Origin of the sequence: Gryllotalpicola koreensis (assembly GCF_039538185.1) — a bacterium.
Classification (GTDB): domain Bacteria; phylum Actinomycetota; class Actinomycetes; order Actinomycetales; family Microbacteriaceae; genus Gryllotalpicola; species Gryllotalpicola koreensis.
This window is the reverse complement of the sequence record NZ_BAABBW010000002.1, coordinates 163,688-185,115: the sequence shown is the minus strand read 5'-3', so window position 1 is coordinate 185,115 and position 21,428 is coordinate 163,688. Positions and strand designations below refer to the sequence as shown.

Here is a 21,428-nt window from a genome sequence, read left to right as displayed (position 1 = left end):
CCTATGAGTGCCAATACTATCGCGGCTACGCTGACACCTAACCTATGTGCCGGGAGGTCGCACACCTTGTCGTACACACCGCCGCCCCTGCGCCCCGATGAGGAGCGCACCTGGTCCGTCCTCACGCACGTCATCGCGGGCGGCCTCAACCTCATCACCGGCGGCCTGTTCGCCGGGCTCATCGGCGCGATCGTCATCTACGTGGTCTACAAGGACCGGGGGCCGTTCATCCGGCAGCACGCGACCACGACGCTGAACTTCCAGATCACACTGATCATCGTCGAGATCATCGGCTGGATCCTGTCCATCATCATCGTCGGCTTCGTCATCCTCGCCGCGGCGTGGGTGCTGAACATCATCTTCAGCATCCTCGGCGCGCTTGCGGCGAACCGCGGCGAGCCGTACACCTACCCGCTCGCCATCAAGTTCTTCAAGTAGTCAGGGCACGAGTCGACGCACGACGGCGTCGGCCAGCAGGCGCCCGCGCAGGGTGAGACGGATGCTTCCGCTGATCGCCGCCGCGCCGTCGATCAGCCCCTCGGCGATCAGCCCGGCCACCTCGCCGCGCGCCTCGTCGTCGAGCTCGGCGGTCGGCAGCCCCTCGACGATGCGCACCTTGAGCAGCACGTCCTCGATGCGCCGCGTCTCGTCATCGAGCGTCTCGCGGCCTGCGGCGGGCGACTCGCCCTGCAGCACACGCGCCGCGTAGGCGGCGGGGTGCTTGACGTTCCACCAGCGCACGCCCCCGACGTGACTGTGCGCGCCGGGGCCCACGCCCCACCAGTCCGCGCCGCGCCAGTAGCCGAGGTTGTGCCGCGAGCGATGCTCAGGCGCCTTCGCCCAGTTCGACACCTCGTACCAGTGGTAGCCGGCGGCGCCGAGCGCGGCATCCGCCAGTTCGTACATGTCCGCCGTGAGGTCGTCGTCGGGCTGGGCGACCTCGCCGCGGCGGATCTGCCGGGCGAGCTTAGTGCCTTCCTCGACGATGAGCGCATAGGCGCTCAGATGATCGGGCGCCATCGCGAGTGCCGCGTCGAGCGAACGGCGCCAGTCGTCGAGGCTCTCCCGGGGGGTGCCGTAGATCAGGTCGAGGCTGACGTCGAGTCCCGCGTCGCGCGCCCACGCGACGACGAGCGGGACGCGCTCGGGGTCGTGCGTGCGCTCGAGGGTCGCGAGCACGCTCGGCACGGCCGACTGCATGCCGAAGCTGACCCGCGTGAAGCCGGCGTCGGCGAGCGCGCGCAACGCGGCGGCGTCGACCGAGTCGGGGTTCGCCTCGGTGGTCACCTCAGCACCCTCGGCGAGGCCCCAGGTGTCGCGCACCGCCGCGAGCATGCGGCCGAGGTCGCCCGCCGGCAGCAGGGTGGGCGTGCCGCCGCCGAAGAACACCGTCGAGACCGGGCGGGAGGGCACCCCCGACTCCTGCAGCGCTCGGGCGGCGAATCCGATCTCCTCCACCGCCTGGTCGGCGTAATCGGTCTGCCTCACGCCGCGCAGCTCGTTCGCCGTGTAGGTGTTGAAGTCGCAGTAGCCGCAGCGCACCCGGCAGAAGGGCACGTGCAGGTACACGCCGAAGTCACGGCCGTCGGCACCGACGGCGGCCTGTGCGGGCAGCCGCCCGTCAGTGGGCGCCGGGTCGCCGAGGGGAAGGGCGCTAGGCGGCATTGATCGGATGCAGCGCGCGCAGGTACTTCGCGGTGATGCCCTTGCGCACCGTGCTCGCGACCGGCGCGAGCAGCCGCCAGCCGAACGAGGCGGGGCGCGAGAAGCTGCGCACGGTGAGCCACACCGAGTCGTCGTCGCGGTGCTCGAGCACGAAAGACTCCTCGCCGCTCTCGGGGTGCCCGTGCAGGGTGCCGTAGGCGAAGCCGACGCGCTTCGGGTCGTCGATCACATAGACGATGCGCACGGGCGCGTCGACCATGATCGGGCCGACCTTCGTGCGCAGCACGGCGGACATGCCGTTGGAGATCAGCGGCTCGCCCTCGTCGTTGAACACCGACTCGCCGCCCCCGGTCTCGCGCATGCCGGCGGGCGTGCCGTCCTCGTTGTAGCGGATGCCCGCGTACTGCTCCCCCGTGCCGAGGTCGACGTTGGTCACCTTGAGGCCGGCGCCGCGCTGCACGCCCCACGACATGAGCGCCGCCTTGGACGTCTCCCAGCGCTCCTCCCCGCTGCCGAGGCGCACGCTGCGCTCCATCGGCTTGTAGCCGTGCGGAGGGTACTGCAGCAGGTCGGCCGCCTGAGTGCCGCCGATCGCGCCGTAGGTGACGGGAGATTCGGATGCCCCGTCGCGACCGCGGCGGACGGCGTTCACTTGTCCTTGTCCTTCCGCTCCGTGTCGCCGGAGAGCGCGGCGATGAACGCCTCCTGCGGGACTTCCACCCGACCGACCATCTTCATGCGCTTCTTGCCCTCCTTCTGCTTCTCGAGCAGCTTGCGCTTGCGGGTGATGTCGCCGCCGTAGCACTTGGCGAGCACGTCCTTGCGCATCGCGCGAATCGACTCGCGGGCGATGATACGGGCCCCGATGGCCGCCTGCACAGGCACTTCGAACTGTTGGCGGGGAATGAGCTCCTTGAGGCGGCCGGTCATCAGCACGCCGTAGGCGTAGGCCTTGTCGCGGTGCACGATCGCGCTGAACGCGTCGACCTGCTCGCCCTGCAGCAGGATGTCGACCTTGACGAGGTCGGCCTCCTGCTCGCCGGCGGGCTCGTAGTCGAGGCTCGCGTAGCCCTGTGTGCGGCTCTTCAGCTGGTCGAAGAAGTCGAAGACGATCTCGCCCAGCGGGATCGTGTACTTGATCTCGACCCGGTCCTCGCTGAGGTAGTCCATGCCGATGAGCGTGCCTCGGCGCGACTGGCAGAGCTCCATGATCGTGCCGACGTAGTCCTTCGGCGCGAGGATCGCGGCGCGCACCATCGGCTCGCGCACGGAGTCGATCTTGCCCGTCGGGAACTCGGACGGGTTCGTGACGGTGACGGTCTTCTTGTCCTCCGTCGTCACCTCGTAGACCACGCTCGGCGCGGTCGTGATGATGTCGAGGCCGAACTCGCGCTCGAGCCGCTCCGTCACGATCTCGAGGTGCAGCAGGCCGAGGAAGCCGCAGCGGAAGCCGAAGCCGAGAGCCACCGAGGTCTCGGGCTCGTAGTTCAGCGCGGCATCCGACAGCTTCAGCTTGTCGAGGGCCTCGCGCAGCTCGGGGTAGTCGCTCGCGTCGATCGGGTACAGGCCCGAGAACACCATCGGCTTCGGGTCGGTGTAGCCCGCGAGCGCCTCTTTGGCGGGCTTCACCGCGTCGGTCACGGTGTCGCCGACCTTCGATTGGCGCACATCCTTCACACCCGTGATGAGGTAGCCGACCTCGCCGACGCCGAGTCCCTTGGTGGGCGTCGGCTCGGGCGAGCTCACGCCGATCTCGAGCAGCTCGTGCGTCGCGCGCGTCGACATCATCTGGATGCGCTGGCGCGGCGTGAGCGTGCCGTCGACCATGCGCACATAGGTGACGACGCCGCGGTACGCGTCGTAGACCGAGTCGAAGATCATGGCCCGCGCGGGCCCGTCGGCGTCGCCCTTCGGGGCTGGGATGCGCTCGACGACGCGGTCGAGCAGCACGTCGACGCCCTGGCCCGTCTTGCCCGAGACGCGCAGCACGTCGTCGGGGCTGCCCCCGATCAGGTTCGCGAGTTCGGCGGCGTACTTGTCGGGGTCGGCCGCGGGCAGGTCGATCTTGTTGAGCACCGGGATGATCTCGAGGTCGTTCTCGAGCGCCAGGTACAGGTTCGCGAGCGTCTGCGCCTCGATGCCCTGCGCCGCGTCGACGAGCAGGATCGCGCCTTCGCACGCGGCGAGCGAGCGCGAGACCTCGTAGGTGAAGTCGACGTGGCCGGGGGTGTCGATCATGTTGAGGGCGTAGGTGTCGGAGCCGCGCTGCCACGGCATCCGCACCGCCTGGCTCTTGATCGTGATGCCGCGCTCGCGCTCGATGTCCATGCGGTCGAGGTACTGCGCGCGCATGTCTCGCTCCTGCACGATGCCGGTCAACTGCAGCATCCGATCGGCCAGCGTGGACTTGCCGTGGTCGATGTGCGCGATGATGCAGAAATTGCGGATGCGCGCCGGGTCGGTCGCTGCGGGCTCGAGGGCCGTCTGGGCTCGTGGTGACATGTCCCGACGATTCTCTCAGACGACAGGTGGAAGCCGACTCAGCCCTTCGAGCAGGGCGTCGGTGGGGCTCGCCGCGCACACCCGGATCCAGCCCTCGCCCGACGGCCCGAAGGCGCTGCCGGGCGCGACGGCGACCCGCTTCTCGGTGACGAAGCGCTCGGCCCAGGCCAGCACGTCGCCGCCGGTGTCGTACGAGATGGCGTGCGACACGTCGACCCAGAGGTAGAAGGCGCCCTGCGGCTCGTAGTGGCGGATGCCGCGCTCGGTGAGCAGCGCCGTCGCCTGCGCGACGTTGTCGCGGTAGTGGGCGGCGGCCTCGGCCACGGCGTCCTGCGGGCCGGTGAGCGCGGCGATGGCGGCGTACTGCGCCGGCGCGTTGATGCAGCTGATCGAGCCCTCCTGCACGCGGCGCAGCTCGTCGCCGAACCCCGGCGGGGTGACGAGATAGCCCGCACGGATGCCCGTCATCGCGTACGTCTTCGAGAGCGAGAACACCGACAGCACGCGGTCGTCGCCCGGCTCCGCGAGGCTCGCGATGCTGACGTGCTTCCGGCCGTGGGCGAAGTACTCGTACACCTCGTCGCTGATCACCCAGAGGTCGTGGCGGCGGGCGAAATCGAGCAGCTCCCGCAGGGTCTCCTCGGGGAAGACCGCGCCGAGCGGGTTCGAGGGCGAGTTGATGAGAAGCACCCGCGTGCGCGGAGTGACGAGGGCCTCGAGGTCGGCGGTCTGCGGCAGGAATCCGTTCTCCGGCCTGAGCGCGTAGCGCACGGGAACCGCGCTGTGCATGCGCGCCGCCATCGGGAACGTCGTGTAGCCGGGGTCGGGCACGAGGATCTCGTCGCCCGGATCGAGCACGAGCCCCTGCGCCTGGTAGAGCGCCTGCGTCGCGCCGATGGTGCTCCAGACCTGGTCGAGCCCGACATCGATGCCGTTCACTGCCTTGAGCTTGTTCACGACCGCCTCGCGGAACTCGAGGATGCCGCCGTTCGGCGTGTAGTCGGTGAAGCCGTCGGCCCACGCGCGCGCGGCAGCGGCCGCGATGTGCGGAGCCGGCTCGGCATCGGGCTCGCCGATCGCCAGCATGATCACGTCAGGCAGGTGATGCGCGACGTCGAAGACGCGGCGGATCCCGGATGCCGGGACGGAGGCGATGTGGCGCGCGAGCTCTGGCATGCTCTCGAGGCTATCGGGGACGCTCTGATAGCATGAGTGGTCGACTTCCGCACGTGTCCCACACGCGTGCGAATCGCCGCCGGTGCCCCTCTACCACCTGGTGGCCTTCATCAGTCCGTTCAACCGAAAGAACATCTCAGTGGCAAACATCAAGTCGCAGCTCAAGCGCATCAAGACCAACCGCAAGGCCGAGGAGCGCAACAAGGCCGTCAAGAGCGAGCTCAAGACGCTCGTCCGCGCGACCCGCACCGCCGTCGCCGCCGGTGACGCCGAGAAGGCCGCCGCCGCGCTCAAGACCGCGTCGAAGAAGCTCGACAAGGCCGTCAGCAAGGGCGTCATCCACAAGAACCAGGCCGCGAACCGCAAGTCGGGCCTGGCCAAGCTGGTGAACAGCCTGTAAGCAGCCCACGATCAAGGCCCCGCCTCGGCGGGGCCTTTTTCTTTGCCTAGGCGCGCCCTTTCGCGCTCACGATGCGCACCAGCCGCTCGAGCGCGAACACGGGGTCGCGCCCCGCGCCCTTCACCTCGGCGTCGGCCGCGGCCAGCGCCTGGATCGCGACGGCGAGGCCGCGCTCATCCCACCCCTGCAGCTCTTCGCGGGCGCGCTTGACCTGCCACGGTGAGAGGCCGAACTGGCTCGCGAGCTGACCGTCGGCACCGCGGGAGCCCTTCAGCTTCGCCATGGTGCGCACCTTGCTCGCGAACGCGGCGACCATCGGCACCGGGTCGGCTCCGCTCGCGAGCGCGTGCCGCAGCGTCACGAGGGCCTCGCCGTAGCGGCCCGCGATCGCGGCGTCGGCCACCGCGAAGGAGTTCACCTCGACGCGGCCGCCGTAGTAGCTGTCCACGACCTTCTCATCGATCTCGGCCGCGCTGTCGCTGATCAGCTGCTGACACGCGGACGCGAGCTCGGCGAGGTCGTCGGCGAACGCCGAGACGACGGCGCGCAGCGCCGGAGCCGTGATCTTCTTGCCCGCACGGCGGAACTCGTCGCGGGCGAAGTCGAACTTGTCTGAATCGCGCTTGAGCTCGGCGCAGACCACCTCGATGCCGCCGCCGCGCCCGGCGCGGATCTCATCGAGCAGCTTCTTCCCACGCACTCCCCCGCCGTGGCGCAGCACGAGCACCGCGCCGTCATCGGGCGCGGCCAGGTAGTCCAGCGTCTCGAGGATGAACGCGTCGGATGCCTTCTCGACTCCGCTCGCCCTGATCAGCCGCGGCTCGCCGAACAGCGACGGGCTCGCGAGGGTCACGAGCTCGCCCGGCGCGTAGTCCGCCGCGTCGAGGTCACTGACCTCGAGGCTCGGGTCGGCGTCCTTCAGCTGATCGCGCAGCAGGCGGATCGCACGGTCGGCGAGCACGGTCTCCGTCCCGGAGACCAGCACGACGGGAGCGGGCTTCACCTGCGCCCAACTCACCTGCGGGATGGCGGTCTTCGCGGCCACTCGTCCTCCTTGCCTCTCCCAGCCTAGCCGCGCGCGCCGTCATCGCCGGGCGGGAGTCCACAGGGCGGCATCCGTCGCCTTCTTCTGTGTCCACAGGGCGAGCGCCCCGTCGCGGGCGGTCACGAGCACGGTGCCCTCGAGGTCGGTGCGGGCGAGCTGCGTTCCCGCCGCGCGCAGCAGGGCGAGCGCTTTCGCCGTCGGGTGACCGTAGCTGTTGCCGAGGCCTGACGAGATCAGGCCGAGGCGCGCATGGATGAGGCCGTACAGCCTCGCGCTCTGATCCGCTGAGCCGTGATGGGCGACCTTCACGACGTCGACGCGCGGCAGCGCGCCGTCGGCGAGCACGGCGTCCTGGGCTTTCTCGTCGAGGTCGGCGAGGAACAGCATCCGGATGCCGTGCCCCTCGACCTCGAGCGTGACGCCGCCCTCGTTGCTCGTCGACATGTCGGGGTGGACGCCGTCGGGCCAGAGCACCTGCCAGCGCAGTCCGCCGAGCGAGCCCTGATCGCCGCGCAGCCCGAAGCGGGTCCGCACCCCGTGCTCGCGCAGCTCTTCCACGCGCCGCGCGGCGGCCGCGTCACCAGGCGGCGGTGTGCCGATCACCGCGGTGTTCGTGATGCCCGCGACCGCGTCGAGGCCCCCGACGTGATCGGCGTCGTAGTGCGTCAGCACGAGCAGGGCGAGGCGGCGGATGCCGAGCTGGTGCAGGCAGGCCGTGAGCGCCTTCGGGTCGGGCCCGGTGTCGATGAGTGCGTAGCTCGCCCCGTCGCGCACGACGATCGCGTCGCCCTGCCCGATGTCGCACAGGCCGACGACCCAGTCGCGTGGCATCGCCGCCTTGGCGGCGATGGCCGGACCGGCCTGCAGGCCGAGCGCGGCGACGAGCAGCAGGGCGGATGCCCCGGCCGTCGCGCCTCGCACCCGTCGGCCCCGCACCGTGCGCGGTCGCGCCACGACCGCGACGAGGGCGACGATGAGCACCGTCGCGAGGCCGAAGCCGGCGACACCGCCCGGCCAGGGCAGGGCGCTCGCGGGCAGCCCCGTCGAGGTGCGCGCGATGCCCGCGATCCACGAGGCGGGACCCCACGCCGCCCACAGCAGCGGCGCCGCCAGCTGGGTGGAGAGGGGCACGAGCAGGCATCCGATCAGTCCGATCACGGTGGCGAGCGGCGCGGCCGGCTCGGCGAGCACGTTCGCGACGACGCCGTACAGCGGCACCGTCGGATTCAGCAGCACGAGCACGGGCTGGCAGGCGAGCTGCGCAGCCAGCGGCACGGACAGGCCGAGTGCCAGCCAGCGGGGCAGCCAGCGCTCGAGTCTGCGGGCGAGTGGCGGGGCGAGCACGAGCAGCGCTGCCGTCGCGACGACCGAGAGCGCGAAGCCGTAGTCGCGGGCCAGCCAGGGATTCTGCACGAGCAGCACCAGCACCGCGAGCGCGAGAGCGGGAACGGCGCGGCCTGGCCGCCCCAGCGCGGTGCCGAGCACGACGATCGCCGCCATGACGGCGGCGCGCAGCACGCTCGCGCCCGGGGTGACGAGCACGACGAAGCCGGAGAGGCCCGCGAGGGCCAGCGCGGCGCGCCAGCCGCGTGGCAGGCCGACGGCGGCACCGAGTGCGAGCAGCCCCGCGATGATCACGGCGCAGTTCGATCCGGAGACGGCGGTCAGATGGCTGAGTGACGCCGCCTTCATCGCGGAGTCCAAGTCGGCGCCGACCCGGGTCTCATCGCCGATCACGAGGCCGGGAAGCAGTTCGCCGCCGTCGCCGGGCAGGCGGGCGGTCGCGGCGTCGAAGCGGGCGCGCAGTCCGTCCGACCAGGCGAGCCATGCGGGCGGCGGCGCGGTCTCGTGAACGGCGTCGGCGTAGACGATCAGGGCGACGTCGTCGGCGGGCGGCCCGCTCTTCGCGGTGCCGCTGATGCGCACCCGCTCGCCGATCTGCAGCGCACGACCGCTGCGGCTCGCGTAGGCAAGTGCGGGGATGCGGCCGGTGATGCGCTCGCGCCCGACCGTAAGCTCGGTCGCGGTGACCCGGAAGCTCACCCGGTCGCCGCCGCCGAAGGGACTGCCCGCGGCGGCACGGGCGCCGGAGTCCACCGTCGCGACAAGGGCGACCGTGTGCCCGTCGGCCGCCGCGTCGAGCGCCGGCGGGTGACGCACGGGGGCGGCGATGGCGGTCGCAGCGGCAGCGAGGCCGATCGCCGCCAGGACGAGCACGACCAGCCCGGCGAGGCGGCTGCGGCGCAGGAATCCGATCACGGCCCCGCAGACCGCGAGCACGAGGCAGGCCGCCGCGCACCACCAGGCCGCACCCGGCCGGGCGAGCAGCACGCCGGCCGCGAGCCATGCGGCGGCGGCCGGACCAGCCAGCCGCAGGTCGACGCCGCGCACCCTCATCGCACCACCACGAGATCTTTGAGCTGCTCGAAGGTCTTGTCGCCGATGCCCGAGACGTTCTTCAGGTCGTCGACGGACGCGAAGCGCCCGTTCTGGGTGCGCCAGTCGATGATGCGCTGCGCCATCGCGGGACCCACCCGCGGCAGTGTCTCGAGCTGCTCGGGCGTCGCCGAGTTCAGGTCGACCTTCGCCCCAGGAGCCGGAGTGGTGCCGCCGGCCGAGCCGGCGGGGTCAGATGCCACTGGCATCTGACCCGGCTTCGGCACCGCCACCTGCTCACCGTCGGTGAGCACCTGGGCGAGATTCAGCCCGCCCTGATCGGCGCCCGCGGCGAACCCGCCCGCGGCGCCGATCGCGTCGATCACGCGCGCGCCGTCGGGAAGCTCGTACACTCCAGGCCGCTTCACCTGCCCCAGCACATGGACGACGACGGATGCCATCGCCGTCGGCACCGGCGACGCGGGGGTGACCCCGACGCCCGGAGACGGGGTGAGCTCGGCGATCGGCTGGGCTCCCCCGCCGCCGGAGACGAGTCCCGCGATCACCGCGACAGCGACGCCGAGCACGAGCAGCACGACGGCCGCGCCGAGCCCGACGCGCCAGCGCGAGCCGACCCGCGCGGAGTCGGCCAGCACCTCGCCCGGGTCCGGTTCGGAATCGCTCACCCGGTGAGGTTAGAAGCCGGCTCCGGGACGGCGACGTGCCGGGCATCCGTTTTGTGGATGCCCGTGCGCTGCCGCGCGCTGTGCTGGGGAAGTGCCCTAAGGCTTGGTCGCGATGTTGACGAGCCTGGGCGCCCGCACGATCACGTTGACGACCTGCTGATCGCCGACGGCGCGCGCCACCGCCGCGGACGAGCGCGCGAGCTGCTCGAGCTCATCGGCGCCGATCTTGGCCGGCACCTCGAGCCGGTCGCGCACCTTGCCGTTGACCTGCACGATCGCGGTCACGGTCTCCTCCACGAGCAGGGTGCGCTCGGGCTTGCGCCATTGCACATTGGCGACCGTCGGCTCGTAGCCGAGCAGCTGCCACATGTCCTCTGCGGTGTACGGCGCGAACAGGTTCAGCGACATCGCGACGACCTCGGCCGCCTCGCGGACGGCCGGGTCGGCTGCGCCCGGGCCGGAGTCGATCGCCTTGCGGGTCGCGTTCACGAGCTCGATGAGGCGCGCGACGACGACGTTGAACTTGAACGACTCGACGAGACCCGGTGCATCGGCGAGGAAACGGTGGGTCTGCTTGCGCAGCGCAAGGTCGCCGTCCTTCCAGATCACGTCGGGCGACGAGGTCACGTCGCGCGCGATGCGCCACGCGCGGGCCAGGAACTTCGACGAGCCGGTCGCCGAGACGTCGGCCCAGTCGATGTCGTCCTCCGGCGGGCCGGCGAAGGCCATCGTGACGCGCAGGGCGTCGGCGCCGTACTCGCGCAGCTGCGAGGCGAACTCGACGAGATTGCCCTTGCTCTTGCTCATCGCCGAGCCGTCCATGAGTACCTGGCCCTGGTTCAGCAGCGACATGAACGGCTCGGTGAAGTCGATCAGGCCCTGGTCGAACAGCACCTTCGTGATGAAACGCGCGTACAGCAGGTGCAGGATCGCGTGCTCGACGCCGCCGACGTACTGGTCGACCGGCGCCCACTTCAGGGCTTCGGCCGGGTCGAAGGCGCGCGTGTCGTCGTTCGCCGACAGGAAGCGGAGGAAATACCAGGACGAGTCGACGAAGGTGTCCATCGTGTCGCTGTCCCGCTTGGCGGGGCCGCCGCACGTCGGGCAGGTGACATTCACCCAGTCCTCCGCCGCCCCCAGCGGGCTCGAGCCCTTCGGGCGCAGGTCGAGGCCCGCGGCATCCGGCAGCACGACCGGCAGCTGGTCCTCAGGCACCGGCACCTCGCCGTCCACCGGGCAGTGGATGATCGGGATGGGCGTGCCCCAGTAGCGCTGCCGCGAGATCAGCCAGTCGCGCAGGCGGTAGTTGCGCGCGGCTCCCCCGATTCCGGAGGCCTGCAGCGCCTCCGTGACCTTCGTGATGGCCGTGTTCTTGCTCAGCCCGTTGAACGGGCCCGAGTTGATCAGGCGGCCGACACCGGTGAGCGCCTCGCCGGTCACGGCGGGGTCGGGCAGCACGGGCTCGGGCTCGTCGGGCAGCTCGTCGCCGGTGATCACGGGGATCGCGCCGGTGACGGGCGCGTTCGTGTCGACGACGACGCGCACCGGCAGGTCGAAGGCGCGGGCGAAGTCGAGGTCGCGCTGGTCGTGCGCGGGCACGGCCATGATCGCGCCGTGGCCGTACTCGGCGAGCACGTAGTCGGCCGCCCAGATCGGCAGGCGCTCACCCGTGAGCGGGTTCTTCGCATAGCGGCCGAGGAACACCCCGGTCTTCTCGCGCTCGGTCGAGAGGCGCTCGATCTCGGTCGTGCCTCGCACCTTCTCGAGGTAGGCGTCGAACTCGGCCTTGACCTCGGGGGATGCCCCGGCCGCCAGCTCCTGAGCGAGGTCGGAGTCGGGCGCGACCACCATGAACGTCACGCCGTAGAGCGTGTCGGGCCGCGTCGTGTAGACAGGCACCGGCTCGTCACGCCCCTCGATCGTGAAGCGCACATCGGCGCCGACCGAGCGGCCGATCCAGTTGCGCTGCATGGTCAGCACGCGCGTCGGCCAGGTGCCCTCGAGCTGGTTCAGGTCATCGAGCAGGCGGTCGGCGTAATCCGTGACGCGGAAGTACCACTGCGTCAGCTTCTTCTTCGTGACGAGGAAGCCGCAGCGCTCGCAGTGCCCGTCGATGACCTGCTCGTTGGCGAGCACGGTCTGGTCGTTGGGGCACCAGTTGACGCTGCCGTCCTTGCGGTAGGCGAGGCCCTTCTCGTACAGCTTGAGGAACAGCCACTGGTTCCACTTGTAGTACTCGGGATCGCTCGTGTGCAGCTCGCGCGACCAGTCGAAGCTGGGCGCGTAGATCTTGAAGGACGCCTTCTGCTGGGCGATGTTGTCGTAGGTCCAGCCCCGGGGGTCGAAGCCGCGCTTGATGGCGGCGTTCTCGGCGGGCAGCCCGAAGCTGTCCCAGCCGATCGGGTGCAGCACGTTGAAGCCCTGCTGGCGCCAGTAGCGGGCGACGATGTCGCCGAAGCCGAACGCCTCGGCGTGGCCCATGTGCAGGTCGCCTGAGGGGTACGGGAACATGTCGAGCACGTACTTGCGCGGCCGCTTGTCGGCCGGGTCGTCGGTCGCGAAAGGCTTGAGCGCCTCCCACACGGGAGCCCACTTGTCCTGGATGGCGGCGAAGTCGTAGCGCGCCTCGCGCTCCTCGTCGCTCTCCCGCGTCACCGTCTGCTCGTCTGCCACGTGTTTCCTGTCTTCCGTGCTGCGTGTTCCGGCGCCGGGCGCCGACTCTCAAGGTTACCGGAGCATGACGAACGCCCCCTGCGAGCGGCAGGGGGCGTTCGGGACTCACGGATGCCGGATCAGAAGCCGTTCGCCTTGACCCAGGCCTTCGCGATCGCGTCCGACGACTGCTTGTCGGTGTAGCTCTTCGTGAGCATGTCGCTCAGCTCGGCGGTCGTGATCTTCGCGGAGACCTTGTTGAGCGTGTCCTTCACCTTGGCCGAGGCTTTGTCGCTCGCGATGAGCGGCACGATGTTCTGCGCGGCGATGAGGTTCTTCGGATCCTTCAGGGTGACGAGGTCGTTCGCCTTGATCGACGGGTCGCTCGTGTAGATGTCCGCGAGCTGCACGGTGTTGTCGAGCAGCGCCTTCAGCGTGTTCGGGCCGCCGCTGTCGCTGAACGGCTTGAGCGTCGCCGTCACGCCGTAGGCCGACTTGAGGCCGGGGATGCCGTAGGGGCGCGTCGCGAACTCGGGGTTCGCGCCGACCGAGAGCGGCACCTTGACCTTGCTGAGGTCGGCGAGGCTCGTCACGCCGTACTGCTCGCTGAACTTCTTCGTGACGGTGTACGAGTCGGCGTCCTGCCCGGGCGACTGGTCGAGCACCTCGGCCTTGCCCGCGTCGAGCTTGTCGCCGCCCGTCTTCAGGGCGGACTGCAGCGCGCTGTAGACGTCGTCGCTCGAGCTGGCGGTGGCCTTCGGGTCGAGGAACTGCAGCAGGTTGCCGGTGTACTCCGGAACCAGCTGGATCTCGTTGTCCTTGAGCGCGGCGATGTAGCGGTCGCGCTGGCCGATGTTCGCCTTGACCGTGGTCTTGACGCCGGCGTCCTCGAGCGCGTCGGCGTAGATGTAGGCGAGGATCGCGGACTCGGGGAACGCGGCCGAGCCGATGGTGATCGTGTCGGACGACCCCTTCGACCCGGAGTCGTTCGAAAGCGGGTTGCCGTTGTTGCCGGAGCAGCCCGTGAGTACGAGGGCTGCGAGGCTGAGAGCGCCTGCTGCGGCGATCAAGCCTTTTCTGGTGCGAGCCATGACGGGTCCTTTCGGGTGGGTGATTGCGTCTTGGTGCGGATGTCGGCGGTGCGCCCTGCGCTCACTCCCCGGGGAGTGACCAGCCGCTGGATCAGGGCGAACAGCCCGTCGACCAGCAGCGCAAGCACGATCACAAGAATCGAACCAGCCAGAAGCTGCGCGTAATCCTGATTGGGTAACGCATCGTAAAGAAAGCGGCCGAGGCCTCCTAACGGAAGGTACGCGGCGACCGTCCAGGTGGCGATCACCTGCAGGGCGGCGGATCGGATGCCGCCCACGATGAGCGGCAGCGCCAGCGGGACTTCCACCTTCCAAAGTACGCCGGAACCCGTGAAGCCCACTGACCGGGCGGCGTCGACCACCTCGCGGCTGACCGACTCGAGGCCGGAGTACGCCCCGGCGATGATCGGCGGCAGCGCGAGGATGACGAGGGCGATCAGGGGCGCGAGGATGCCGCTGCCGACCGCCAGCGCGAGCACGATCAGCAGCCCGAGGGTGGGCAGCGCGCGCAGCGCGCCGGTGAACGGCACGATGATCTCGCGCCCGCGGCCGGTGTGCCCGATGAACAGACCGACGGGCAGCGCGACAGCGATGGCGATCACGAGGGTGAGCCCCGTGTAGCCGAGGTGCTCGAGAACCCGTTGCGGGATGCCGGCAGGCCCCGACCAATGCGCCGCCTCGGCCAGCCAGGCGAACGCCTGCGAATACGAGTTCATCGCAGCACCGCCCATCGACTCTGGGCCGTGGCGGTGGCCCGGGCGACGACCCGTTGCCGCCTCGTCCACGGCATGAGCCAGCGGCCCAGCAGGACGAGCAGCGTGTCGAAGACGAGGGCGATCAGCACGGTGCCGATGATGCCGACCCACACCTCGGTGAAGAACGCCCGCTGGTAGCCCTCGATGAAGAAGAAGCCCAGGCTGTTCACCCCGATGACCGAGCCGACGGTCACGAGCGACACGGTGCTCACCGAGACGACCCGGATGCCGGCGAGCAGGACCGGCCCGGCGAGCGGCAGCTCGACCCCGAAGAACCGCCGCCAGGTGCTGTAGCCGATCGCCGACGCGGAGAGCTTGACGTCGCCCGAGACGGATGCGAGACCGTCGGCCGTCGTGCGGACCATCAGCGCGAGCGCGTACAGCGTCAAGGCGATCTCGACGTTGATCGGGTCGAGGATTTTGGTTCCGATCAGAGAAGGAAGCAGCGTGAACAGCGGGAGCGAGGGGACCGCATACAGGATGCCGGCGATCGCGAGCAGCACCGGCGACACGACGCGGATCGCACCTCGCGAGAAGGCGAATCTGTTCGCGATCCACCCGATCGGGATCGAGATCACGAAGCCCAGGACGATCGGCGGGATCGACAGCCAGATGTGCGCCAGGCCGTACTCCGACACCTGGCTCCAGTTGGTGACGACCCAGTTCACCGGAGGATGCTCCTCGGCCGGCCGGCCTCGATGAACTGCGAGACGAAGTCGTCGGCCGGCTTCTCGAGCAGCTCGGCGGGCGCGCCGGCCTGCGCGATGATGCCGCCCGGCTTGAAGAGCACCACCTGGTCGCCGAGCAGGAACGCCTCGTCGATGTCGTGGGTGACGAAGACCACGGTCTTGTCGAGCTCGTGCTGCAGCCGCTTCAGCTCGGTCTGCAGCTCGACGCGCACGAGCGGGTCGACGGCGCCGAACGGCTCGTCCATCAGCAGGATGTTGGGGTCGACCGCAAGCCCGCGGGCGACGCCGACCCGCTGCTGCTGGCCGCCGGAGAGCTGGGCGGGGTAGCGGTCGGCGAGCGTGGCATCGAGGCCGACGACGGTCATCAGCTCGCGCGCCTTCGCCCGGGCATCCGCCCTCTTCTCACCCCGCAGCAGCGGCACCGTCGCGATGTTGTCGACGACCGTGCGATGCGGCAGCAGGCCCGAGTTCTGCATGACGTAGCCGATGGATCGGCGCAGGGCGACGGGCTCGCGGGTGGCGATGTCGACGCCGTCGATCAGAATCGAGCCGCTCGACGGGTCGACCATGCGGTTGATCATGCGCAGGATCGTCGTCTTGCCGCTGCCGGAGGAGCCGACGAAGACGGTCACCTGACGCGGTGGGATCACCAGGTCGAGCTCTGAGACGGCCAGCGTGCCGTCAGGGAAGCGCTTCGTGACGGCGCGGAATTCGATCACGGGTCAATCCGACCACGGACCACTGACACTGGCAACGATGTCCGCAATACGCGTACACGGTGCACGGCGGCGACTCAGCTGTAGAAGCGGCCCAGATAGGCGCCGATCACGGCGCGCGCCTCGTCGATGTAGCGCTCGTCGCCCTCGGCCGACGACGCGAATGCGCGCCCGACGAGAGCGTCGCCGATCTCGACCGCGATGCCGAGGCGGAACTCGAGGTCCTCGCCGGCGGGGAGGCCGAACTCGGCAGAGAGGACCTCGGCGAGGCCGCGCGAGAACGCTGCCGTCTCGCCCGAGAACTCGCCGGTCCCCTCGTTGCCGCGCTCGTCGTCGGCGAAGCGGATGATGCGGAAGCCGGGCTCGGTGCGGTACATCGCGGCCGATGCGTCGATCGAGCACTCGACCGCCTCGAGCCAGGTGCCCGGGCGGACCTCTTCGATGCGCTGCACCACGGCGACGCGGAAGCGCCCTATGGCGCGCTCGCGCAGCCCCTGCAGCAGGGCGATGCGGTCGGGGAAATAGCGGTAGACCGTGCCGATCGAGGCATCCGCCCGCTCCGCGACCATCGCCGTCGTCAGGCGGTCGAAGCCGATCTCGTCGACGACAGCGGCCGCGGCGTCCAGCAAGGCGTCGACTCGCGCTGCGCTGCGCTCCTGAATCGGCTCTGTGCGAACGAGCGCGGCCAGTGAGCGCTCAGGGTCCTTGGCCAGGTCGTGGATAGGCACGGAAGTTAAGTCCCCTTCGATGTGGTCTTGCGGTTGAGTGTAGACCGTCAGTTCTTGACGGGGCTTCACTTGCGGATTCCTGAATCGGCGCGTCGTGTGGGCATGCCAGACTCTTTCCGATGTCCAGGCAAGGCACCCACCCGCACCGCGCGGCGCAGTTCGACGACGCGGTGAACCGCTATCGCGCGAAGCGCGCGCGGGCCAAGGGATTCCTGCCGACGGTCGTCCCGTACGCGGGCTACGGCACTCCGCACTGGGCCCGCGTGCTCGGGCGTGTCGTGCTCGCGAAAGACCCGCGCCCCGGCACCCGGTTCGGCGGGCAGTATCGCAGACGCGAGGAGAGCGTGCGCGGCTGGCGGAGCTTCACGAGCGTGCCGATCAACGACGTGCCCGTCGTCGCCGAGATCGCGGGCGCCGAGTACCTGCTGCAACCCGACCGCGGCGGCGTCATCGACCAGGTGGTGCCCGTCGAACTGCCGCCGGGGCGGCACGAGATCACCCTGCACCTGCAGGGGATCGACTCCCCCACTACGGCGACCCTGTTGATCGTGGGGTCGGAGACCGAGTTCGGCGTCGTGAGCGACGTCGACGACACGGTGATGGTGACCTGGCTGCCGCGGCCGTTCCTCGCCGGATGGAACACCTTCGTGCTCAACGAGCACGCCCGCGTGCCGACGCCCGGCATGGCGGTGCTCTACGAGCGCATCCGCTCGGAGCACCGCGGTGTGCCGTTCGTCTATCTCTCGACGGGCCCGTGGAACGTCGCGCCGACGCTGCGTCGGTTCCTGACCCGCAACCTCTTCCCCTCCGGCCCCCTGCTGCTGACCGACTGGGGCCCGACGCATGACCGCTTCTTCCGCAGCGGCCGCGTCCACAAAGAGGAGAACCTCCACCGCCTGGCGAGCGAGTTCCCGCACGTGAAATGGCTGCTCTTCGGCGACGACGGCCAGCACGACGAGGCGATCTACAGCGAGTTCATCGCGCAGCATCCGGACTCCGTCGCCGCGGTCGCGATCAGGCAGCTCTACCCGACGGAGGCGGTGCTCGCCGGTGGCCGTTCGAAGGCCGAGCGGCACAGCGAGGCGGGCGGCGTGCCCTGGGTCTACGGCCCCGACGGCATGAGCCTGTACCGCCAGCTGCGCGACCTGGGGTTCGTCGGCGGGCACCACGACGAAGGCAGACGGGTCTAGGTGCGCTACCTCGACACGCTGCGCGCCTCCGCCCGCATCCCGCTGCTGCAGGCGGCGAAGATGGCGCTCGCGACCATCGCGGCGTGGATCGTCGCGGGCCTCATCATCCCGGGGCAGCTCCCCGCGTTCGCCGGCATCGCCGCCCTGCTCGTGGTGCAGCCGAGCCTCAACCAGTCGTTGTCGCGGGCCGTCGAGCGCAGTCTCGGCGTCATCGCCGGGGTTCTCGTCGCGTACATCGTCGGCATCGTGTTCGGCGGCGGCTACTGGGTCGTGCTGCTCTCGATCGTCGCCGCGATCGCCGTGTCGTGGGCGCTCCGGCTCACCCCGACGACCTCGGTGCAGGTGCCGATCAGCGCGATGCTCGTGCTCTCTCTCGGCGCGACGACGCCGGGCTACGCGGTCGACCGCATCGTCGAGACCGTGATCGGCGCCGCGATCGGCCTCGTCGTGAACATCTTCGTCGTGCCGCCGATCGCGATCGCGCCCGCGCGGGCCGCCGTCGACGAGCTGCTCGACGAGATCGCCGACCGTATCGACGCGATCGCCGGCGCCCTCACCGCGCCGCAGAGCCCGGCGCGGCTCGAGGAGCTGCTGGTGCTCGCGCGGCTGCTGCGCCCGATGGTGGAGAAGACGGATGCCGCGCTGAAGGCCGCCGACGAGTCGCTGTCGATCAATCCGAGGCGCAACCGCCATCAGCCGGGCCTCACCGAGGCGCTCGCGCTGCGCGACCGTCTCGCGCACCTCGTGAACCGCACCACCGCGATGACGCGCACGCTGCACGACCGCTACACCGACGAGCTGCTCGATGAGCCGACCATCGCGGCGCTCGCGGAGGAGACCCGGCGGGCCGCGCATGACCTCAGGCTGCTGCGGCTCACCCCCGCGGAGGCCGCGGCCGAGGCATCCGATCACGTCGTCGAGCCGCCCGCGCTCACCGCCCCGCTCACGGTGGCGCGCCCCGACCCGACGCACTGGATCCTGATCGGCTCACTGCTCGAGGACCTGCGCCGCATCCGCGAGGAGATCACGGGCGAGGAGCTGGTGTAGCCCGGTTCTGCAGGAACTCGTCGCGGATGCCGACGCCCGAGACCGCCCCGCCCGCGACCAGCAGCACGGCGAGCACGATGATCGTGCGCTGCAGTCCGGCGAGGTCGAGGTGCTCCCCCACGATGAATCCCGCGCACGCGATCGCGACCAGGCCCGCGACGCGCGCGACGGCGTTGTTGACCGCCGAGGCGATGCCCGCCTGCGCGGGCGGTGTCGCGCCGAGCACGGCCGAGGTCAGCGGGGCGACGGTCATCGCGACGCCGAAGCCGAAGATGACCGTGCCGGGCAGCAGCTGGGTCCAGTAGTCGAACGGGTCTCTGATCAGCAGCATCGTGAGGAATCCGATCGCGACGATCGTCGGGCCGGCTGCCATGAACCATCGTGCGCCGATCTTGCCCGCCAGTGCCCCGAACCGCCCCGCGAGCAGCAGCGAGACGACCGTCGACGGGACGAGCGCGAGCCCGGCGAGCGACGCGGCGAGGTGCGCGACCTGCTGCAGGTAGAGCCCGACCATCAGCGGGCCGAGCGAGAACGCGGCGTAGATCGCGGCGGTCGCGACATTCCCGACGGCGAAGTCGTGCACGCGGAAGATCGACAGCGGCAGCATCGGCTGCCGCGCCCGGCGCTCCACGAGCACGAACGCGACGGCCGCCGCGACGCCGATCACCGCGGAGGCGAGCACGACGACATCGGCCCAGCCGCGCTGGCCCTGCTCGATGAGCGCGAACACGATGCCGCCGAGCGCGAGCGCACCGAGCACGGCACCGGGAACGTCGACGCGGGCGCCCGGGCGCGACGCCGCCTTGGGCAGCCGGCTGAGCAGCATCAGCGTGACCGCGATGGGCAGCACGTTGACCGCGAACACCCACCGCCAGGACAGCGCGTCGACGAACACCCCGCCGAGGAACGGCCCGATGAGCATGGCGACGCCGGTCCATGCCGTCCACCGGCCGATCGCCTTCGATTGGTCCTCGCCCTCGAAAGCCGAGATGATCAGGGCGAGCGAGCTCGGCACGAGCAGCGCGCCGGCCACGCCCTGCACCGCCCGCGCGGCGATCAGCACGCCGGCCGTCGGCGCGACGGCGCACAGCACGGATGCCGCACCGAAGCCGATCAGCCCCGCGAACAGCACTCGGGTGCGGCTGAACAGGTCGCTCAGCGAGCCCGCCACGAGGATGAGCGCGCCCAGGGTCACGAGGTACGCGTCGACCACCCACTGCTGCAGCGCGAGGCCCCCGCCGAGCTCGCGCTCGATCGCCGGCAGTGCCACGTTCACGATGCTGCCGTCGAGGAAGGCCACGAACGAGGCGAGGATCGCCACCAGCAGGACCGTGCGCTGCATCACTCGCCCAGTCAAGCACCGGCGTGCGACATGCGCCCAGCACTGTCCCCCGTGCGGGGGTCGACAGGATTTCTCGGGTCACCGCGTGTTCGCGCGGCCCGCCCCGCCCCGCGCTTTGTAGGGTGACGTGCGTATGCGTAGGACGAGAGTGACCCTGAGCGCCCTGGCCGCGGCTGTCGCCGCCGTGCTGGTGAGCGGCATCGGCGCGGCCGCTCCCGCGGCGGCCGACCAGCAGTGGCCCACCCAGGCCGAGATCCAGGCCGCGAAGCAGAACGCGGCGGCGTCGCAGGCCGAGTACGCCAAGATCCAGGGACTCGTGCGCAAGAACCAGAGCGCCGCGATCGCTGCGGCCGCCACCGCGCTCGAGAAGCAGAACGACTATGCGAAGGCCGAGCAGGCGTACCAGACCGCCAGCACCAAGGCGGACAAGCTGCAGGCGCAGGCGGATGCCGCGAAGCAGGCCGCCACGTCGGCCGACCGCCGCTTCGGCTCGATCACCTCCCAGCTGTACCTGGCCGGCGGCAACAGCGGGCTGACCACCCAGCTGCTGCTGCTGGACCGCGGGAAGGCATCCGAGCTCCTCGACAAGCTGAGCGCGATGAGCCGCCTCACCGATCTCGCCGCGGGCCTGCGCGACCAGGCGACCCAGCAGTCGAACGTCGCCGCGTCCCTGTCGGCCGAGGCCGCCGCCGCCCGCCAGGTGAGGCAGAAGCTGGCCGGCGACGCCCAGACCGCGCTCGCGTCGGCGCAGGCCGCGCAGAAGAACGCCGACAGCGCGCTCGCGAAGTCGCAGGCGCAGAGCAAGACCGCCTTCGCGCAGATGGCCGAGCTCAAGAACGAGAGCGCGCGCCTGCAGCAGCTGGACGCGGAGCACCAGGCGTATCTCGCGGCGCTGGCCGCGCAGCGCGCCGCGCAGGGCGACAGCTCGTACCTGTACCAGGTCTCGCGGAGCATCACGCCCGACCCCGCGGCCGCTCAGGCGTATGCCCGCTCGCAGCTCGGCGCCCACGGCTGGGGCGGCGATCAATGGGGCTGCCTGTACGACCTGTGGACGCACGAATCGGGCTGGCGGGTGAACGCCTACAACATGTCGAGCGCCGCCTACGGCATCCCCCAGGCCTGGCCCGGGCAGAAGATGGCAACATACGGCAGCGACTGGATGACGAGCTACGTGACCCAGATCAACTGGGGTCTCGCGTACATCAAGAGCTCGTATGGAACCCCCTGCGGCGCGTGGTCCTTCGAGATGTCGCACACGCCGAACTGGTACTGACAGAAAAACCCTTAACCGGTTCCGTGCAATAGTCGCCGGATTCAGGCATGATTCCTATGCCACGCTCAATGACGACGTGGCAGCGAGAGAGTTCT

General features: G+C 70.3%; 18 protein-coding genes and 3 pseudogenes. 5 read left to right on the top strand and 16 right to left on the bottom strand.

Features of this window, described 5'->3' with window-relative positions; all coding sequences use genetic code 11:
* Positions 1-66 precede the first annotated feature (66 nt).
* A complete protein-coding gene (locus ABD708_RS05810; protein WP_344752350.1) occupies positions 67-438 on the top strand; it encodes a DUF4870 domain-containing protein in 372 nt (123 codons plus the stop codon).
* On the opposite strand, the gene hemW is transcribed toward ABD708_RS05810, so the two are convergent.
* Genes hemW through ABD708_RS05790 form a run of 4 tightly spaced genes read right to left on the bottom strand, consistent with a single transcriptional unit; the run spans position 439 to position 5,343 of the window.
* Positions 439-1,665 carry a radical SAM family heme chaperone HemW gene (gene hemW, locus ABD708_RS05805; RefSeq protein WP_344752349.1) on the bottom strand — a complete coding sequence of 409 codons (1,227 nt, stop codon included), beginning with the start codon at positions 1,663-1,665 and terminating at the stop codon, positions 439-441.
* Positions 1,655-2,317, bottom strand: coding sequence for a DUF1990 domain-containing protein (locus ABD708_RS05800; RefSeq protein ID WP_344752348.1), 663 nt, complete (start codon positions 2,315-2,317; stop codon positions 1,655-1,657). The genes hemW and ABD708_RS05800 overlap by 11 nt, the downstream gene beginning before the upstream one ends.
* The gene (lepA, locus tag ABD708_RS05795; protein WP_344752347.1) at positions 2,314-4,167 is read right to left on the bottom strand and encodes a translation elongation factor 4; all 1,854 of its coding nucleotides are present in this window, start codon (positions 4,165-4,167) and stop codon (positions 2,314-2,316) included. The genes ABD708_RS05800 and lepA overlap by 4 nt, the downstream gene beginning before the upstream one ends.
* 15 nt (positions 4,168-4,182) lie before the next feature.
* Entirely contained in the window at positions 4,183-5,343 is a 1,161-nt protein-coding gene (locus tag ABD708_RS05790) for a pyridoxal phosphate-dependent aminotransferase (protein ID WP_344752346.1), read from the bottom strand.
* Between the two features lie 139 nt (positions 5,344-5,482).
* On the opposite strand from ABD708_RS05790, the gene rpsT reads away from it, so the two are divergent.
* Positions 5,483-5,743, top strand: a complete 261-nt coding sequence (rpsT, locus tag ABD708_RS05785) for a 30S ribosomal protein S20 (RefSeq protein WP_344752345.1) — start codon at positions 5,483-5,485, stop codon at positions 5,741-5,743.
* 46 nt (positions 5,744-5,789) lie between these two features.
* On the opposite strand, the gene holA is transcribed toward rpsT, so the two are convergent.
* From holA to ABD708_RS05740, 11 genes and pseudogenes are all read right to left on the bottom strand, one after another.
* Positions 5,790-6,788: a DNA polymerase III subunit delta gene (gene holA, locus ABD708_RS05780; RefSeq protein ID WP_344752344.1), complete on the bottom strand. Its 999-nt coding sequence runs from the start codon at positions 6,786-6,788 to the stop codon at positions 5,790-5,792.
* Between the two features lie 39 nt (positions 6,789-6,827).
* Positions 6,828-7,571 (bottom strand): annotated as a pseudogene (locus ABD708_RS19440) (ComEC/Rec2 family competence protein); the annotation flags it as partial.
* Positions 7,572-7,754: 183 nt separating this feature from the next.
* Positions 7,755-8,714: pseudogene (locus ABD708_RS19435) on the bottom strand (ComEC/Rec2 family competence protein); the annotation flags it as partial.
* A pseudogene (locus tag ABD708_RS19430) lies at positions 8,703-9,185 on the bottom strand (DUF4131 domain-containing protein); the annotation flags it as partial. The pseudogenes ABD708_RS19430 and ABD708_RS19435, both read right to left, overlap by 12 nt.
* The gene (locus ABD708_RS05770; RefSeq protein ID WP_344752342.1) at positions 9,182-9,850 is read right to left on the bottom strand and encodes a helix-hairpin-helix domain-containing protein; all 669 of its coding nucleotides are present in this window, start codon (positions 9,848-9,850) and stop codon (positions 9,182-9,184) included. The pseudogene ABD708_RS19430 and the gene ABD708_RS05770, both read right to left, overlap by 4 nt.
* A 96-nt stretch (positions 9,851-9,946) precedes the next feature.
* On the bottom strand, positions 9,947-12,505 hold the full coding sequence (gene leuS, locus ABD708_RS05765; protein ID WP_344753353.1) for a leucine--tRNA ligase: 2,559 nt from the start codon (positions 12,503-12,505) through the stop codon (positions 9,947-9,949).
* Between the two features lie 137 nt (positions 12,506-12,642).
* The gene (locus ABD708_RS05760) at positions 12,643-13,593 is read right to left on the bottom strand and encodes an ABC transporter substrate-binding protein (protein ID WP_344752341.1); all 951 of its coding nucleotides are present in this window, start codon (positions 13,591-13,593) and stop codon (positions 12,643-12,645) included.
* Positions 13,569-14,309 carry an ABC transporter permease gene (locus ABD708_RS05755; RefSeq protein WP_344752340.1) on the bottom strand — a complete coding sequence of 247 codons (741 nt, stop codon included), beginning with the start codon at positions 14,307-14,309 and terminating at the stop codon, positions 13,569-13,571. Before ABD708_RS05755 ends, ABD708_RS05760 begins: the two co-directional genes overlap by 25 nt.
* Positions 14,306-15,016, bottom strand: a complete 711-nt coding sequence (locus tag ABD708_RS05750) for an ABC transporter permease (RefSeq protein ID WP_344752339.1) — start codon at positions 15,014-15,016, stop codon at positions 14,306-14,308. Before ABD708_RS05750 ends, ABD708_RS05755 begins: the two co-directional genes overlap by 4 nt.
* Entirely contained in the window at positions 15,013-15,756 is a 744-nt protein-coding gene (locus tag ABD708_RS05745; protein WP_344752338.1) for an ABC transporter ATP-binding protein, read from the bottom strand. The genes ABD708_RS05750 and ABD708_RS05745 overlap by 4 nt, the downstream gene beginning before the upstream one ends.
* Positions 15,757-15,830: 74 nt before the next feature.
* Positions 15,831-16,481 (bottom strand): TetR/AcrR family transcriptional regulator, encoded by a 651-nt coding sequence (locus tag ABD708_RS05740; RefSeq protein ID WP_344752337.1) that lies wholly within the window; start codon positions 16,479-16,481, stop codon positions 15,831-15,833.
* Positions 16,482-16,600: 119 nt separating this feature from the next.
* Between ABD708_RS05740 and ABD708_RS05735 the strand changes: the two genes are divergently transcribed.
* Together ABD708_RS05735 and ABD708_RS05730 are read left to right on the top strand one after the other, a co-directional pair.
* Positions 16,601-17,671 carry an App1 family protein phosphatidate phosphatase gene (locus tag ABD708_RS05735; RefSeq protein ID WP_344752336.1) on the top strand — a complete coding sequence of 357 codons (1,071 nt, stop codon included), beginning with the start codon at positions 16,601-16,603 and terminating at the stop codon, positions 17,669-17,671.
* Entirely contained in the window at positions 17,672-18,718 is a 1,047-nt protein-coding gene (locus tag ABD708_RS05730) for an FUSC family protein (RefSeq protein ID WP_344752335.1), read from the top strand.
* On the opposite strand, the gene ABD708_RS05725 is transcribed toward ABD708_RS05730, so the two are convergent.
* Positions 18,696-20,060 (bottom strand): MFS transporter, encoded by a 1,365-nt coding sequence (locus tag ABD708_RS05725; RefSeq protein ID WP_344753351.1) that lies wholly within the window; start codon positions 20,058-20,060, stop codon positions 18,696-18,698. The two genes, ABD708_RS05730 and ABD708_RS05725, sit on opposite strands and share 23 nt — an antisense overlap.
* Positions 20,061-20,208: 148 nt before the next feature.
* Between ABD708_RS05725 and ABD708_RS05720 the strand changes: the two genes are divergently transcribed.
* The gene (locus ABD708_RS05720; protein ID WP_344752334.1) at positions 20,209-21,333 is read left to right on the top strand and encodes an aggregation-promoting factor C-terminal-like domain-containing protein; all 1,125 of its coding nucleotides are present in this window, start codon (positions 20,209-20,211) and stop codon (positions 21,331-21,333) included.
* Positions 21,334-21,428 lie beyond the last annotated feature (95 nt).

Excerpts from the sequence above, each read along its gene's own strand:
- ABD708_RS05735 (WP_344752336.1), top strand. The coding sequence starts at position 16,601 with ATGTCCAGGCAAGGCACCCACCCGCACCGCGCGGCGCAGTTCGACGAC.
- ABD708_RS05790 (WP_344752346.1), bottom strand. The coding sequence starts at position 5,343 with ATGCCAGAGCTCGCGCGCCACATCGCCTCCGTCCCGGCATCCGGGATC.
- ABD708_RS05760 (WP_344752341.1), bottom strand. The coding sequence starts at position 13,593 with ATGGCTCGCACCAGAAAAGGCTTGATCGCCGCAGCAGGCGCTCTCAGC.
- ABD708_RS05725 (WP_344753351.1), bottom strand. The coding sequence starts at position 20,060 with ATGCAGCGCACGGTCCTGCTGGTGGCGATCCTCGCCTCGTTCGTGGCC.
- lepA (WP_344752347.1), bottom strand. The coding sequence starts at position 4,167 with ATGTCACCACGAGCCCAGACGGCCCTCGAGCCCGCAGCGACCGACCCG.
- hemW (WP_344752349.1), bottom strand. The coding sequence starts at position 1,665 with ATGCCGCCTAGCGCCCTTCCCCTCGGCGACCCGGCGCCCACTGACGGG.
- ABD708_RS05755 (WP_344752340.1), bottom strand. The coding sequence starts at position 14,309 with ATGAACTCGTATTCGCAGGCGTTCGCCTGGCTGGCCGAGGCGGCGCAT.